Below are 15073 nucleotides of genomic sequence, written 5' to 3'. Positions count from 1 at the left end.
AGATGTCCGGAACCAAAATCCTCTGGGGACAAGTGATCGTTGTCGGCCTGATCGTTTTAGTGGCCATCTGGGGGGCAACTGAGTGGACGGCTTGGCGGCTCGCCTGGCAGCCGGAGCTTGGGCGACCCTGGTTTGAGCTGTTCGGCTTCAAAATCTATTACCCACCGGTCTTTTTCTGGTGGTGGTTCGTCTACGACGCCTATGCGCCGCAGGTCTTTGTCGAGGGTGCCTTCATCGCGGCGTCGGGGACTGTCGTTTCGATCGCGGCGGCGATCGGCATGTCGGTGTGGCGGGCGCGCGAGGCCAAGAACGTCGAGACTTATGGCTCGGCGCGCTGGGCTGATGCGGACGAGGTTCGAGCGGCCGGACTTCTCGGTCCGGATGGTGTGGTGTTGGGCAAGCTAGACCACGACTACCTGCGCCATGACGGGCCGGAGCACGTCTTGTGCTTTGCGCCCACTCGGTCCGGCAAGGGGGTGGGCTTGGTCGTTCCTTCGTTGCTGGCCTGGCCGGACTCGGCCATCGTGCACGACATCAAAGGTGAGAACTGGCAACTGACGGCCGGCTTTCGCTCGCGACATGGCCGCGTACTGTTGTTCGACCCGACCAACCCGAAATCCTCAGCTTACAATCCGCTGCTCGAGGTCCGGCGCGGGGAATGGGAGGTTCGTGACGTCCAGAACGTCGCCGACGTCCTGGTCGACCCCGAAGGCTCACTCGACAAGCGGAACCATTGGGAGAAGACCAGTCATTCGCTCCTGGTCGGCGCCATCCTCCATGTCCTCTATGCCGAGGCGGACAAGACGTTGGCCGGCGTGGCCGGCTTTCTGTCCGACCCGAAGCGGCCGATCGAAGCGACGCTGAAGGCGATGATGACAACGCCGCATCTTGGCGAACACGGCGCTCATCCCGTGGTTGCCTCGACCGCGCGCGAACTCCTCAACAAGTCCGAGAATGAGCGCTCTGGCGTCCTGTCCACCGCGATGTCGTTTCTCGGGCTCTACCGTGATCCCGTCGTGGCCCGGGTGACCTGTCGTTGCGACTGGCGGATCGCCGATTTGATCGCAGATAGCCGCCCTACGACGCTGTATCTTGTGGTGCCTCCCTCGGATATCTCACGGACCAAGCCCCTGATCCGGCTGGTGCTGAACCAGATCGGCCGACGCCTGACCGAGGACTTGCACGCCCGTGACCGCCGGCATCGAGTCCTGATGATGCTCGACGAGTTCCCAGCGCTCGGGCGGCTTGATTTCTTCGAGTCTGCGCTCGCTTTCATGGCGGGGTACGGCCTTAAGAGTTTTCTGATCGCGCAATCGCTCAATCAGATCGAGAAGGCCTACGGGCCCAACAACGCCATCCTCGACAACTGTCACGTCCGCGTCAGCTTCGCGACCAACGACGAGCGGACCGCCAAGCGGGTGTCCGACGCGCTGGGCACCGCGACGGAAATGCGGGCGATGAAGAACTACGCCGGTCACAGGTTGAACCCCTGGCTGGGTCACCTCATGGTCTCGCGTCAGGAGACGGCAAGGCCACTGCTGACCCCGGGCGAAGTCATGCAGCTTCCGCCAATAGACGAGATCGTCATGGTGGCGGGCACGCCGCCGATCCGCGCGAAGAAGGTCCGCTACTACGAGGATCGGCGATTCACCGAGCGGGTTCTACCGCCGCCCAATCCGGCGAAGGCCGGTCGATCATCGCGAACGGACGGATGGTCAGCGCTCGGAACGCCGAAGCTGCCGGGAGGTCCAACTGACAAAACCGCGGAGGTCGAGGAAGACACCGCGAACAGTGGTCTTCGGCGAGAGCCCGAACTGCCCGACCACGTGGCAATCGTCAAGGAGACGACCGAGCCGACACCGGCAGAGGAGTTTGCAGTTGTTCTTGACGACGATGAGGACGCGGTCCGTCAGTCCCGGCTCTTGCGACAACAGATGCGAGGTGTGGCCCGTCAAGCCGCACTCGACCCGAATGACGGCATGGAGCTCTGAGGCATCATGCGCGACCGGATGAATGTGTATTTCCCGCCAGAGCTTCTGAAGCAGATCTCGGAACTCGCCGATCGCAAGAAGCTTTCTCGTTCTGCGATCGTGGAGGCGGCGGTTGCTTCGTTTCTGTCACCGGACGGAGCGGACAGGCGGGAGGCAGCATTTACTCGGCGCTTGGATCTGCTGTCGCGTCAAATGCAGAGGTTAGAGCGCGACGTCGCTCTGACGGCGGAGACCGTGGCCCTCTTCATCCGGTTCTGGTTGACGATCACACCACCGTTGCCAAACGACGCGCAGGCGGCCGCGCAAGCAAAAGGCAGGGAGCGCTTTGAAGGATTTGTCGAGGCGCTCGGGCGCCGTTTGCAAAAAGGGCAAAGCTTTCTGCGCGAAATCCCAGAAGATATCCGCCGTCAGGAACCGGCCGAAGAAACCTGATTGAACCGGTAGAAAGACCCTTTCGCCGGTCCTTCTTTTTCTACGCCAGCCTACGACCGCAGCAGTTCAGCCGATCTGACAAAAAGCTGGACGCGCTATCGGCTCGCACGAGCTGAGAGCAAAAGGGGCCAGCATGCAAATCTCAACAACATGGCGTCGAATCGCGTTCGTTTTTCTCCCTTTCGCTGCCGGATACTATCTTTCGTATCTGTTTCGAACGATCAACGCTTTGATCGCCAGTCGTCTCAGCTCGGATACTGGGCTTGGGACTGCCGACCTCGGGTTGCTTACGTCGGTCTATTTCCTTGTCTTCGCGGCGGCTCAGATCCCCATCGGCATTTTGCTGGACCGCTTTGGTCCGCGTCGCGTCCAGAGTGTTCTACTCTTGATTGCCGCGGCGGGCGCCGGACTGTTCGCGGTATCGACCAGCTTCCTGTCATTCTTGATCGCGCGTGGAATGATTGGGCTTGGCGTCGCGGCGGCGCTGACGGCAGGGCTGAAGTCCATCATCCTTTGGTTCCCCAGGGAACGAGTCGCCTTGCTTAGCGGCTACATGATCATGCTGGGATCGCTCGGAGCGGTGACCGCTACGGCTCCCCTTGAACACCTACTCGCCTGGATGGGCTGGAGGCAACTCTTTGAGATCCTGGCGGCCGCTACCGGTGCCACGGCCATTTTTATCTATGTCGTGGTGCCCGAACGAGGCAATGTCCCATCGATAGCGTCAACCTCCACGACCTTAAGCTCTGTTTTTGGAGATCGGCGCTTCTGGCGAATGGCCCCGTTGTCGGCGGCTTGTATTGGATCGGCCTGGTCCCTGCAGGGATTGTGGGCATCGCCATGGCTGACCGACGTGGAGGGGCTTGATCGCGCAAGTCTCGTCAGACAGCTTTTCATGATGTCGATCGTACTTAGCGGTGGTGCCTGGTTATTCGGTATGACGGTCCATTGCATCAAACGAAGGGGAATAGGGGCGGAGACAATATTGGCGCTGGTTGCAGTTCTGTTCATCGCAGCTGAGTTTGCCTTGATCCTGCGAACGCCTCTGCCATCCATCTTGCCTTGGTCAGTTGTCGCAATTGTCGGAACGGCAACCGTGGTCAGCTTCGCGGTGATAGCAGATTACTTTCCGCCCGAGCTTGCCGGTCGTGCCAACGGCGCCTTGAACGTTTTGCACTTTGGTTGGGCGTTTCTAGCACAATACGCGACAGGTCTGATTCTGGAGCAATGGTCTGCGAATGATGGCCATAGGCCCTTCCAAGCCTATCAAGTCGCGTTCGGTTTCAACGTAGCACTGCAGATCGCGGCGTTCGTCTGGTTCGCGATGCCCTGGCGCCGATCAATCGCTTCGTGGATGAGTTCAATCCTCTTCTTCAAGCCGACTGATGTTTTCTACGCTGTCGAGTCAGTTGGGTTGTATGAGGATTCGGTCATCCTGCTGCCCGCGGATGACGATGCGGAGTGGTGAGCAGCAACTCGCAGCGAACGGATACGATTAAGTAGCCGTCAAATATCGGTTCCCAGTCTTTCTTTTTGTACGCCAGCCTACGATCACCGAAAGCGCTTGTTGCGCCAAGTCCATTGGTCGCTTTTCTAATTGTCCCCATCTGAGGGCGCTCTTTGGGCGTCCTCATTCGTGGGGGCGAACCGTGGCAATCCATTCTATTCAATCGGAAGCGAGTTCGCGCGGTGCGCGAATGCTGCGCAGCGCGCTTGGCTCGGCGGTTGCGGGCTACCTCGAGGATGAAACGATCATCGAGGTAATGCTCAACCCAGATGGGCGGCTGTGGGTCGACCGGTTGTCGAATGGCCTGATCGACACAGGCGAAACTCTGTCCGCAGCGGATGGCGAACGCATTGTTCGCCTGGTAGCGCATCACGTCGGTGCCGAGGTGCATGCCGGTTCGCCACGGATCTCGGCCGAATTGCCTAGGACCGGCGAGCGCTTCGAAGGTCTTTTGCCTCCGGTCGTTGCAGCACCGACCTTTGCTATCCGCAAGCCCGCCGTCGCAGTGTTTACGCTCGACGACTACGCCGCGACGGGGATCATGACCTCGGAGCAGGCCAGGACCCTGAAGGATGCGGTCGCCGCACGGAGGAATATCCTCGTCGCCGGCGGGACATCGACCGGCAAGACAACCTTGACGAACGCGCTCCTGGCCGAGGTCGCGAAGAGCTCCGATCGGGTCGTGCTGATCGAAGATACGCGCGAGCTGCAGTGCAAGGCACCCAATCTCGTCACTTTGCGGACAAAGGATGGTGTGGCCACGCTATCGGACCTCGTTCGGTCCTCGTTGCGACTGCGTCCCGATCGTATCCCGATTGGAGAGGTCCGCGGTGCCGAGGCGCTCGACCTGCTCAAGGCCTGGGGCACCGGTCACCCCGGGGGCATCGGCACTATCCATGCGGGCAGCGCGCTCGGAGCGCTGCGGCGGCTAGAGCAACTCATCCAGGAAGCCGTCATCACGGTTCCGCGTGCCCTGATCGCCGAGACCATAAACATTATCCCCGTGCTGGCGGGGCGCGGTGCTGACCGTCGCCTCGCTGAGCTCGCCCTGGTCTCGGGCCTTGGCGCCGCCGGCGACTACAGCCTTTCAACAGCAGGAGACTGACATGTGTCAGCAATTTCCCTTTCTTCGAGGTGCATCGTTGGCAGCCTTCAGCACGGTGTTTTTGGGAGCGGCGCCGGCATGGGCGGCTGGCTCGAACATGCCGTGGGAGCAGCCACTCAATCAGATCTTGCAGTCGGTCGAAGGTCCGGTCGCTAAGATAATCGCCGTCATCATCATCGTGGTGACCGGGCTCACGCTCGCGTTCGGGGACTCGTCAGGTGGTTTCCGCAGGCTGATCCAGATCGTGTTCGGTCTGTCGATCGCGTTTGCCGCCTCGAGCTTCTTCCTGTCGTTCTTCTCCTTCGGCGGCGGCGTGGTGATCTGATGGATGATCAGGTGGCAGGCTTTGTCGTGCCCGTTCATCGCGCGCTCACTGAGCCAATCCTGATGGGCGGCGCGCCGCGATCGGTTGCGATCGTGAACGGCACGCTTGCGGCAGCCCTTGGGCTCGGACTTCGGCTGTGGATTGCCGGTCTTGTCCTCTGGTTCATCGGCCATATGGCCGCCGTCTGGGCCGCCAAGCGCGATCCCGCCTTCGTCGATGTGGTGCGCCGACACCTGCGCATTCCCAGCCATCTCAACGTCTAAGATCTCGGTCATGATGAACCTTGCCGAATATCGCCATTTCAACACCCGTCTTGCCGACTTTCTGCCCTGGGCCGCCTTGGTCGACGAGGGAATCATCCTCAACAAAGACGGTTCGTTCCAGCGGACGGCGAAGTTCCGTGGGCCTGACCTCGACAGTGCGGTACCGGCCGAACTTGTCGGCGTCGCCGGTCGCCTGAATAACGCCTTGCGTCGCCTGGGATCTGGCTGGGCCGTATTCGTCGAGGCGCAGCGTCATTTTGCGGGGGCCTACCCGCCTAGCTCCTTTCCGGATGTCGCGTCTGCGCTGGTTGATGCGGAACGCAGAGCTCAGTTCGAGGAGGCGGGTGCTCATTATGAGTCCAGCTACTTCCTGACCTTCCTCTATCTGCCTCCAGAGGAAGGGGCCGCCAGGGCAGAGCAACTGCTTTACGAGGGGCGCGACCGCACCGTCGGAGCCCACGCGCGCGAGATCCTCCAGGGGTTTATCGACCAAACGAACCGCGTGCTTCAACTCGTCGAAGGGTTCATGCCGGAATGCATCTGGCTCGATGATCAGGACACGCTGACCTACCTGCATTCGACGATCTCGACCAAGCGTCATCGCGTTCGGGTGCCAGAAATTCCGATGTACATCGATGCGCTTTTGGCGGATCAGCCGCTGACCGGCGGGCTCGAGCCGATGCTGGGTTCGGCCAATGTGCGGGTGCTGACTATTGTCGGCTTCCCGGGCACCACGATGCCGGGGATCCTGGACGACCTAAATCGTCTGGCGTTTTCGTATCGCTGGTCAACCCGGGCGATCATGCTCGACAAGACCGACGCCACAAAGCTGTTGACCAAAATTCGTCGCCAGTGGTTCGCAAAGAGAAAGTCTATCGGCGCCATCCTCAAGGAGGTCATGACCAACGAGGCGTCGACGCTGCTCGATACCGACGCTCACAACAAAGCTATCGACGCCGACGCGGCGTTGCAGGAGCTCGGGTCGGATCAGATCGGACAAGCCTTTGTCACGGCAACCATTACCATCTGGGACCGCGATCCCAATGCGGCCGACGAAAAACTACGGTTGGTCGAGAAGGTCATTCAGGGTCGCGATTTCACCTGCATGATCGAGACGGTGAACGCCGTCGAAGCTTGGCTCGGCAGTCTGCCAGGGCATGTCTATGCAAATGTGAGGCAGCCGCCGGTATCGACACTCAACCTCGCCCATATGATTCCGATGTCGGCCGTGTGGGCCGGCGAAGCCAGGGACCTGCACTTGAAGGGTCCGCCTCTTCTGTTTGGCAAGACCGAGGGATCAACACCGTTCCGATTCTCGCTCCACGTCGGTGACGTCGGCCATACCCTTGTGGTCGGACCGACGGGGACTGGCAAGTCGGTACTGCTCGCTCTGATGGCACTGCAATTCCGCCGTTACCCGAACTCCCAAGTCTTTGCATTCGATTTCGGTGGTTCAATCCGGGCGGCCGCGCTCGCCATGGGGGGCGACTGGCATGATCTCGGCGGCGCGCTGTCCGACGGAAGCGAAAACCCCGTTGCGCTGCAGCCGCTGGCCTGGATCGATGATGCTTCCGAGCGCGGATGGGCCACGGAATGGATCTGCGCGATCCTGGCACGGGAAAAGGTCGAGATCACCCCGGAGGTCAAGGATCATTTGTGGTCAGCGCTGACATCTCTCGCCTCGGCCCCGAGGGAGGAACGCACCCTCACGGGACTGTCAGTCCTGTTGCAGTCGCACTCCCTAAAACGCGCCTTGCAACCCTATTGCCTGGGCGGATCCTCTGGCCGGTTGCTTGATGCCGAATTCGAGCGTCTCGGTGAGGCATCGGTCCAGGCGTTTGAGACCGAAGGCTTGATCGGAACGAGTGCTGCGCCGGCCGTGCTGGCGTATCTCTTCCATCGTATTGGGGACCGTCTCGATGGCCGGCCGACGCTCCTTATTGTCGATGAGGGTTGGCTTGCCCTCGATGATGAGGATTTTGCCGGTCAGCTCCGGGAATGGCTAAAGACGCTTCGGAAGAAGAACGCGTCCGTCATCTTCGCCACCCAGTCGCTTTCTGACATGGATGGGTCCGCAATCGCGCCGGCAATCATCGAAAGCTGCCCGACCCGCCTGTTGCTGCCGAACGAACGCGCGATCGAACCGCAAATCACTGCCATCTACCGCCGCTTCGGCCTCAATGACCGCCAGATCGAGCTACTGAGCAGGGCCACGCCGAAGCGCGACTACTACTGTCAATCCCGTCGTGGCAACCGGATGTTCGAACTCGGGCTCGGCGAGGTTGCGCTCGCATTCACCGCGGCGTCGTCAAAGACAGACCAGGCTGCCATCGCGCAGCTCCTCGCCGAACACGGACCTGACGGCTTCGTGCCGGCCTGGCTCCAGCACCGTGGCGTCGCTTGGGCGCTAGACCTGATCCCCAATCTCGTCAATCTGGAGAAATCGCTATGAAGCCTCTTGGTCTATTGGCGGCCGCTAGCGCCATCTCTCTCCTGCTTGGCGTCACGGTGCCCGCACGGGCGCTGATCGTCTTCGATCCCAACAACTACGTTCAGAACGTCCTGACTGCCGCACGAGAGCTGCAGCAGATCAACAATCAGATCACCTCGTTGCAGAACGAGGCGCAGATGCTGATCAACCAAGCGAAGAACCTGGCTAACCTGCCGTATTCCTCGCTGCAGCAACTGCAATCCTCGATCCAGCGCACCCAGCAATTGCTCGCCCAGGCGCAGCGCATCGCCTACGACGTCCAGCAGATTGATCGCGCCTTCTCGACGAGCTACGCGCCAGCTACTCGTAGCCAGTCCAGCCAAATGCTTGTCACAAACGCGCAATCGCGGTGGCAAAATACGTACGCGGCAACGCAAGACGCGCTCCGGGTTCAGGCCGGAATCGTCGGCAACCTCGATACCAATCGCATCCAAACGTCCGCACTTGTAACGTCAAGCCAAAGTGCCGGCGGCGCCCTGCAGGCAACTCAAGCCGGCAACCAGATCCTCGCGCTTCAAGCGCAACAGCTTGCCGATCTCACGGCGGCCGTGGCGGCGCAGGGTAGGGCGCAGAGCCTCGAAGCCGCTCAGCGCGCCTCAGCCCAGGATCTGGGGCGAGAGCAGCTCAGACGATTCCTGACGCCAGGACAGGGCTATCAATCCTCCAACGTGCAGATGTTCCATTGATGACCGATGTAAAGGCATTCAGGGCGCTCTCGCTGCTTACGACAATCGGCCTAGTGGCCGTCGCCGCCTGCACGATCCAACTCAGTGGTGGAGACGATTCTCCGCCGGCGCCAAAGGCAGAGCAGACGACCTATCCAACCAGCGCCGACCTCGCGCGCTGCCGCGTCGTCGCTCCAGAGGAAACGGCAAGCTACCGCCATTGCCAGCAGGTTTGGTCCGAAAACCGGCGCCGCTTTTTTGGCAAGAAGAACGGTCCCGCAGATGCTGGCCAAAGCGATTCCACCACGGGCCTAGCGCCCGCCCCCAAGGATCAGAGCCGAATACCACAAGGATATCCAGCGCTGGCGATACCTGACACGAGCAAGCCATGACCGGTACGGGGATCATTGACCAGTTCCTGGAAACGTTCACACGTTATATCGACAACGGCTTCGGGCTGCTCGGTAGCGAGGTTGGGTATCTCGCAGCGACCCTTGCCGCGATCGACATCACGCTCGCCGCGTTGTTCTGGAGTTGGGGAACGGACGAGGACATCATCGCGCGCCTCGTCAAGAAGACGCTCTTCGTCGGGGTCTTTGCCTACCTTATCGGCAACTGGAATAGCCTGGCGCGTATCATGTTCGAGAGCTTTGCCGGACTTGGGCTGAAAGCGTCTGGCTCAAGTCTCTCCGCGGCAGATTTCCTGCGACCGGGAAGGATCGCCCAAGTCGGACTCGACGCCGGTCGACCGCTGCTTGATTCCATTTCTAACCTAATGGGCTACATCAGTTTTTTCGAGAATTTCGTCCAGATCGTCGTTCTCCTGTTCGCCTGGGTCGTGGTGCTGCTCGCTTTCTTCATTCTGTCGATCCAGCTCTTCGTCACCCTGATTGAATTCAAGCTTACGACGCTGGCCGGCTTCGTGCTCATTCCCTTTGGCCTGTTTGGCAAGACCGCCTTTGCGGCGGAGCGGATTTTGGGCAACGTTATATCTTCAGGGATCAAGGTCCTCGTCCTGGCCGTCATCGTTGGCATCGGCTCGACCCTGTTCTCGCAGTTCACCTCTGGTTTCGGCGGCGCGCAGCCGACCATTGAAGACGCGATGACCCTGGTGCTTGCGGCGCTCTCTTTGCTGGGCCTCGGTATCTTCGGTCCGGGTATCGCAAACGGCCTAGTATCGGGCGGACCCCAACTCGGCGCCGGTGCCGCGATTGGAACAGGCCTTGCGGCCGGCGGCCTTGTTGCGGTAGGCGCAGGTGTCGCCGCCGGCGGTGCTGGTCTCGCTGGCGGCGCGATTGCAGGCGCCGCGCGCGGTAGCGGTACTGTCATTAGCGGAGCATCAGCCGCCTATCGAAGCGGCGGCCTTGCTGGCGTCGCGGAGGCCGGCGCCTCGGCTGCGATGAGTCCTTTGCGCCGAGCAGCGGCTGCCTTCGGGGGTGGCCAAGCCGGCGAGCAGGCCACGAGCACCTCGGCCGAAGGGCAGCCCGATTGGGCTCGCCGCATGAAGCGTGCTCAGACCATTCGGCACGGTGCCTCGGCTGCTGCCCACGCCGTCCGCTCGGGCGATCATGGTGGCAGCGGTTCCTCCGTTGACTTGTCCGAACGAGAGCGCTGAGGCGGACCAGTGCACCTCCGCCGCACAGCGCGCCTCAAACTCCATCCCACGACTTGAAAGCGATCACTCGATATCAGGGTCAACCATCGATGTTCAAACGACCATCAGTTCACTATGGGCGCATGCCCGAGCCGATTACGCCTTATCAAAAGGCGGCGCAAGTGTGGGACGAACGCATTGGATCAGCGCGGGTGCAAGCCAAGAACTGGCGCCTGATGGCGTTCGGCTGCTTGATGATGTCGGCCGGTCTCGCTGGCAGCCTTGTCTGGCAATCGAACCAGGGATCGATCACGCCTTGGGTGGTAGAAGTCGATCATCTCGGTCAGGCCCAAAGGGTTGCGCCCGCCAACATCGACTATCGACCAACCGATGCGCAGATCGCCTACCATCTGGCGCGCTTTATCGAGGATGTCAGAGGTCTGCCAGCCGACGGCATCGTTCTGCGCCAAAACTGGCTCCGTGCCTATGATTTTACCACCGATCGCGGCGCCGCTGCGCTCAACGACTACGCGCGCAACAATGATCCCTTTGCCAAGCTGGGTAAGGAGCAAATCTCCGTCGACGTATCGAGCGTCATTCGCGCTTCGTCAGAAAGCTTTCGGGTCGCGTGGACCCAGCGCGTCTACGACAACGGCGCGTTGAGTTCGATCGAGCGTTGGACGGCCATTCTCACCATCGTAATCGAAACGCCGCGCGATGCCGAACGCCTGCGCAAGAATCCCCTTGGCGTCTACGTCCGCGCCATCAACTGGTCGAAGGAGTTGAGTCAGTGAACGATATGACGTTAGAAGTATCTACGAAGCGTCGCATCCAACATCGTAGGCTCTATTCGGCTCGGCGCGAGTTCGTGAACTCGAAACGTGCATTTTTGTTCGCTCTCCTGCTTAGTTCGTCGATGCTTGGCGGGTGCGCGACCTACATTCCGCCGGAGATCAGCTATGACGCTGAAGTTCCTCCGTTGCCGGCACCGCCTGTGGCTCTCGACGACAAACCAAAACCCCTTCACGTTCCACCCCTCTGGAAGCCAGCACTCGGCGGTAAGTCAGTAGGGAAGGAAGACGCGGAGCCGGTGAGCCGGGTCGAGACGGCAAACAGCGCGGCCCGTGTTGAGCCGCGCAAGCGGGGGTATTTCAACGCAGCCCAAATCTACGCCTACAGTCCCGGAGCGCTCTATCAGATTTACGCCGCACCGGGGCAAATAACGGATATCGCGCTCGAGGAGGGAGAACAGTTGACGGGATCAGGACCGATCGCGGCCGGAGATACCGTACGCTGGATCGTGGGCGATACCGAGAGCGGGAGCGGGGACACACGGCGCGTCCATATCCTGGTCAAGCCGACGCGAGCTTCGATCGAGACCAACCTCGTGGTCAATACTGACCGGCGCACCTACCTAATCGAGCTCCGCTCCCGCGAGCGGCCTTACATGCCCTCCGTTGCTTGGTACTATCCAGAAACTGTACGGGAACGATCGCGCTCGGTCGCTCTGAAGCCCGTCCTTCCGGAGCCGCCGCAGCGCATCTCCCGCTATGCCATCGAAGGGGACAGTCCTCCCTGGCGGCCGCTCGCCGCATATGACGATGGCCGCAAGGTCTACATCGAATTTCCGGCAGGGATCGTGCAAGGCGAGATGCCTCCGCTCTTCGTCATTGGTCCAGACGGCAAGAGCGAGCTGGTCAACTATCGCGCTTACGCCAACGTATTGATCGTCGATCGGCTGTTTGCTGCCGCCGAACTGCGGCTTGGCGGCGAGCATCAGCAGAAGGTCAGGATTGTCAGGACTGACGGGAGGCCGTCGACATGAACACCCGGAATGCAAACGATGACGAGCGAGCAGTTCCCTCGGAGACACAAGGCGAGCAGTCCGAAAGTTTCCGCTTGAGAGCAGAGCATCCGCGCGTGATGCGGTTGTCGCGGAAGGTCTTAGCCGGCGGGAGCGCGGTTGCCCTGCTTGTCGTTGGCGGAGCGGTGCTGTGGTCGCTACAGAACAATCGCTCACGTAATCAAGCGGCCGATGGGCTTTACAGTACCGACCACCACAATGTGGCCGACGGCATAACGACGCTGCCGAAGGACTATACTGGCGTCCCGCGCCAGTCGATCCCGCAGCTTGGTCCGCCGCTCCCCGGGGACCTCGGTCGACCGATCCTCGCCGCTCAAGGTCAGTTGCCGACGAGCGGCGCTGATCCGGACCATCAGCGGCGGGATCAAGAGACCGAAGCTGCTCGCATCAGTCATCTATTCGCTTCGACCAATGGAAGTGAAGTACGTCCGCCCGTCGCTGCGGCTGTTGGAAGTGACCGCGCTGTGCCATCGAATGCAGCGGGGACCGCCGATGACGGATCCGCGCAAAACAGTCAAGACCGAAAGCTTGCCTTTGTGAGCGGTTCTGTGGATCGCCGCACGGTCAGTTCTGACCGCATCGCCAGGCCCGCTTCACCCTACATCGTGCAGGCCGGAACTGTGATTCCGGGAGCTCTGATCACAGGGATTAGATCGGATCTTCCAGGCCAAATCACCGCGCAGGTGACCGAAAACGTATACGACACGCCCACCGGTCGGTTCTTGTTAGTGCCCCAAGGAGCGCGCCTAATCGGGGTCTATGATAGCCAAGTCACTTTCGGCCAGTCGCGCGTTCTGCTCGTTTGGACCCGACTGATCATGCCGAATGGACGTTCAATCGTTCTCGAGCGGCAGCCTGGCGCTGATACTGCCGGATATGCAGGCCTCGAAGATCAGGTCGAAAATCACTGGGGTGAACTGTTCAAGGCTGCGGCACTATCGACGTTTCTGGCGGTCGGGACCGAATTGGGTGCCGGCTCGGATACCAACAGCAACGACAGCGCAATCATCCAGGCATTGCGACACGGCGCCTCCGACTCACTGAATCAAACCGGACAGCAGGTCGTTCGCCGCAGTCTCAGCATCCAGCCTACTCTGACTGTACGACCTGGATTCCCGGTTCGTGTTCTTGTCAATCATGACCTCATACTTACGCCCTACAGAGGGTGACAACATGCCAAAACTCAAAATTGGAGAGCTTCCAGACGACAAGCCGGTCAAAGTGAGTACGGAGCTGCCTGCGGCAGTGCATCGTGATCTCATTGCATATGCAGAAGCGCTTACGCGTCAGGGTGGTCAAGTGGTTGATCCGACTAAGCTCATCGCTCCCATGTTGGCGCGCTTTATGGCCACGGATCGAGGATTTTCTAAACTGAAACGTGAAGGCCACGTACCGGCCGCTGGCGAGGGACAGTGATGCTCAAGGTTTCCGAAACTGTTGGTCGACGCTAAATATAGGCGCTGCCGAGCTGGCGCCAAGAGCCGAGATATCTTCGGAAAGGTGTGTTCGCGCCCGATACAACTCCGATTACCCAGGTTTTCTCAGTTTTCAGACGCGAGGTGTTGGGTGCCAGTTATTGCCTTCAAGCGCGTTACACTGCTCCGGCCATCGACGCTAACAGGCACGTCACCCTCGACCGTGGCCCGCCGTACGATGCGATGCTGGTCCCCGTAATCGTTGACCGCGTAATGCTGCGTTGCGCGGTTGTCCCATATTGCAATATCGCCCTCTATCCAGTTCCAGCGCACAGTGTTTTCGGGCGCGGTGATGTGGGATTGGAAAAGATCGAACAACTTTTGTCCGTCGTATTTGCCGATCCCTACAAAGTGCTTCACCAAGGCGCCGAGCACTAGCGTCCGCTCGCCTGTTTCGGGGTGGACGCGCACAACGGGATGCTCGGTCTCAAAAGCCGTTCTGGTGAACACCTCGTCAAAGTGCTTCTTGTCGACCTCGCGGACACGCGCGATCCCGGCGTAATCGAAAACGTTGCTGTGAACGGCCCATAGGCCGTCGGCAAGCCGTTGTAGAGGCGGCGGCAGACCAAGATAAGCGGCAGCTGTGTTCGACCACACCGTGTCGCCTCCGAACCTTGGCATTACAACGGCCCGCAGGACCAAAATCTTGGGATAGGCGTCGGCGAAGGTCCCATCCGCATGCCAAACGTCTGCGCGACCGCCGCCGCGAGAGGAGTCCAGTTCGAGGAGCGACGCCGTCCCCTTGGTGGCACCGAGCATCGGATGCGGCACTAACTTTCCGAGACGAGCGGCAAAGCGCTCCTGCTCGGCGTCATTGAGATGTCCTTGATTACGGAAGAAGATCACCTTGTGCTCGAGCAATAAGCTTTTGATCGCAGCGATCGCGTGATCCGGTAGATCGCCTGATAGCTTGATATTTTTGATTTCGGCGCCGATGCGCGCTGCACGTTTCACCACATCGGTGCTCGGAATGACGCCACCGATCAAAGCCGTTGTGCTCATGTTGCTTTTGTAAGCCCTTGCAGTTTTTCTCTCTCTCGCCTCTCGGAGCGAATGATCTTCAGCAAGCATCGTGCCAAGCGAAAGACGACCAGGTATCGCCAATGGCACCGAACGAATATGGTATTTGGCGCGAGTCATAGAAGCCGATGGTTGGACCGAGTGACAGAACTCGATCATCGAACTTCCACTTCTAATGTCGAACTGTGAAGCCGAAGCGGAGAGCAGGAGGCGCCAACCCGGAACATCTTCAGTTATGCTTTTGTAATCATTCAATTGTGTTGGAAAAACAATGCTTCTGTAGAATTGGTAAACTTCATGCGAGATTGTGCCTCTGTCAGAATACGGACAAGTGTCTACAG

General features: G+C 60.2%; 15 protein-coding genes. 14 read left to right on the top strand and 1 reads right to left on the bottom strand.

The window, feature by feature from the left end:
* Positions 1–2 precede the first annotated feature (2 nt).
* The 14 genes from HZZ13_RS02125 (at position 3) to HZZ13_RS02060 (ending at position 13653) form a co-directional block, all read left to right on the top strand.
* Positions 3–1991 carry a conjugal transfer protein TraG gene (locus HZZ13_RS02125; protein ID WP_197957986.1) on the top strand — a complete coding sequence of 663 codons (1989 nt, stop codon included), beginning with the start codon at positions 3–5 and terminating at the stop codon, positions 1989–1991.
* A 6-nt stretch (positions 1992–1997) separates the two neighbouring features.
* The gene (locus tag HZZ13_RS02120) at positions 1998–2423 is read left to right on the top strand and encodes a ribbon-helix-helix domain-containing protein (RefSeq protein ID WP_197957985.1); all 426 of its coding nucleotides are present in this window, start codon (positions 1998–2000) and stop codon (positions 2421–2423) included.
* Between the two features lie 133 nt (positions 2424–2556).
* On the top strand, positions 2557–3891 hold the full coding sequence (locus HZZ13_RS02115) for an MFS transporter (protein WP_197957984.1): 1335 nt from the start codon (positions 2557–2559) through the stop codon (positions 3889–3891).
* Positions 3892–4120: 229 nt separating this feature from the next.
* Positions 4121–5035, top strand: a complete 915-nt coding sequence (gene trbB, locus HZZ13_RS02110) for a P-type conjugative transfer ATPase TrbB (RefSeq protein ID WP_197957983.1) — start codon at positions 4121–4123, stop codon at positions 5033–5035.
* Between the two features lies 1 nt (position 5036).
* Positions 5037–5360 carry a TrbC/VirB2 family type IV secretion system protein gene (locus HZZ13_RS02105; protein WP_197957982.1) on the top strand — a complete coding sequence of 108 codons (324 nt, stop codon included), beginning with the start codon at positions 5037–5039 and terminating at the stop codon, positions 5358–5360.
* Positions 5360–5623 carry a VirB3 family type IV secretion system protein gene (locus HZZ13_RS02100; protein ID WP_027571460.1) on the top strand — a complete coding sequence of 88 codons (264 nt, stop codon included), beginning with the start codon at positions 5360–5362 and terminating at the stop codon, positions 5621–5623. The genes HZZ13_RS02105 and HZZ13_RS02100 overlap by 1 nt, the downstream gene beginning before the upstream one ends.
* A 10-nt stretch (positions 5624–5633) precedes the next feature.
* On the top strand, positions 5634–8075 hold the full coding sequence (trbE, locus tag HZZ13_RS02095; RefSeq protein ID WP_197957981.1) for a conjugal transfer protein TrbE: 2442 nt from the start codon (positions 5634–5636) through the stop codon (positions 8073–8075).
* Positions 8072–8800: a P-type conjugative transfer protein TrbJ gene (gene trbJ, locus HZZ13_RS02090; protein ID WP_197957980.1), complete on the top strand. Its 729-nt coding sequence runs from the start codon at positions 8072–8074 to the stop codon at positions 8798–8800. Before trbE ends, trbJ begins: the two co-directional genes overlap by 4 nt.
* On the top strand, positions 8800–9171 hold the full coding sequence (trbK-alt, locus tag HZZ13_RS02085) for a putative entry exclusion protein TrbK-alt (RefSeq protein ID WP_197957979.1): 372 nt from the start codon (positions 8800–8802) through the stop codon (positions 9169–9171). Before trbJ ends, trbK-alt begins: the two co-directional genes overlap by 1 nt.
* On the top strand, positions 9168–10394 hold the full coding sequence (gene trbL, locus HZZ13_RS02080; RefSeq protein WP_197957978.1) for a P-type conjugative transfer protein TrbL: 1227 nt from the start codon (positions 9168–9170) through the stop codon (positions 10392–10394). The genes trbK-alt and trbL overlap by 4 nt, the downstream gene beginning before the upstream one ends.
* A gap of 89 nt (positions 10395–10483) precedes the next feature.
* The gene (trbF, locus tag HZZ13_RS02075; RefSeq protein ID WP_197957977.1) at positions 10484–11167 is read left to right on the top strand and encodes a conjugal transfer protein TrbF; all 684 of its coding nucleotides are present in this window, start codon (positions 10484–10486) and stop codon (positions 11165–11167) included.
* Between the two features lie 5 nt (positions 11168–11172).
* Complete coding sequence (gene trbG / locus HZZ13_RS02070) at positions 11173–12198, top strand: P-type conjugative transfer protein TrbG (RefSeq protein WP_197958111.1); 1026 nt, start codon at positions 11173–11175, stop codon at positions 12196–12198.
* A complete protein-coding gene (locus HZZ13_RS02065; protein WP_197957976.1) occupies positions 12195–13406 on the top strand; it encodes a TraB/TrbI/VirB10 family type IV secretion system protein in 1212 nt (403 codons plus the stop codon). Before trbG ends, HZZ13_RS02065 begins: the two co-directional genes overlap by 4 nt.
* Positions 13407–13410: 4 nt before the next feature.
* Positions 13411–13653, top strand: coding sequence for a DUF2274 domain-containing protein (locus HZZ13_RS02060; RefSeq protein WP_128931751.1), 243 nt, complete (start codon positions 13411–13413; stop codon positions 13651–13653).
* A 125-nt stretch (positions 13654–13778) separates the two neighbouring features.
* Here HZZ13_RS02060 and HZZ13_RS02055 read toward each other — a convergent pair whose 3' ends face one another.
* Positions 13779–14714, bottom strand: a complete 936-nt coding sequence (locus HZZ13_RS02055) for a TauD/TfdA dioxygenase family protein (protein WP_197958110.1) — start codon at positions 14712–14714, stop codon at positions 13779–13781.
* Positions 14715–15073 lie beyond the last annotated feature (359 nt).

Origin of the sequence: Bradyrhizobium agreste (genome assembly GCF_016031625.1) — a bacterium.
Lineage (GTDB): Bacteria > Pseudomonadota > Alphaproteobacteria > Rhizobiales > Xanthobacteraceae > Bradyrhizobium > Bradyrhizobium agreste.
Note: the sequence above shows the minus strand (reverse complement) of the source record. Positions and strands in the feature narration are given on the sequence as shown.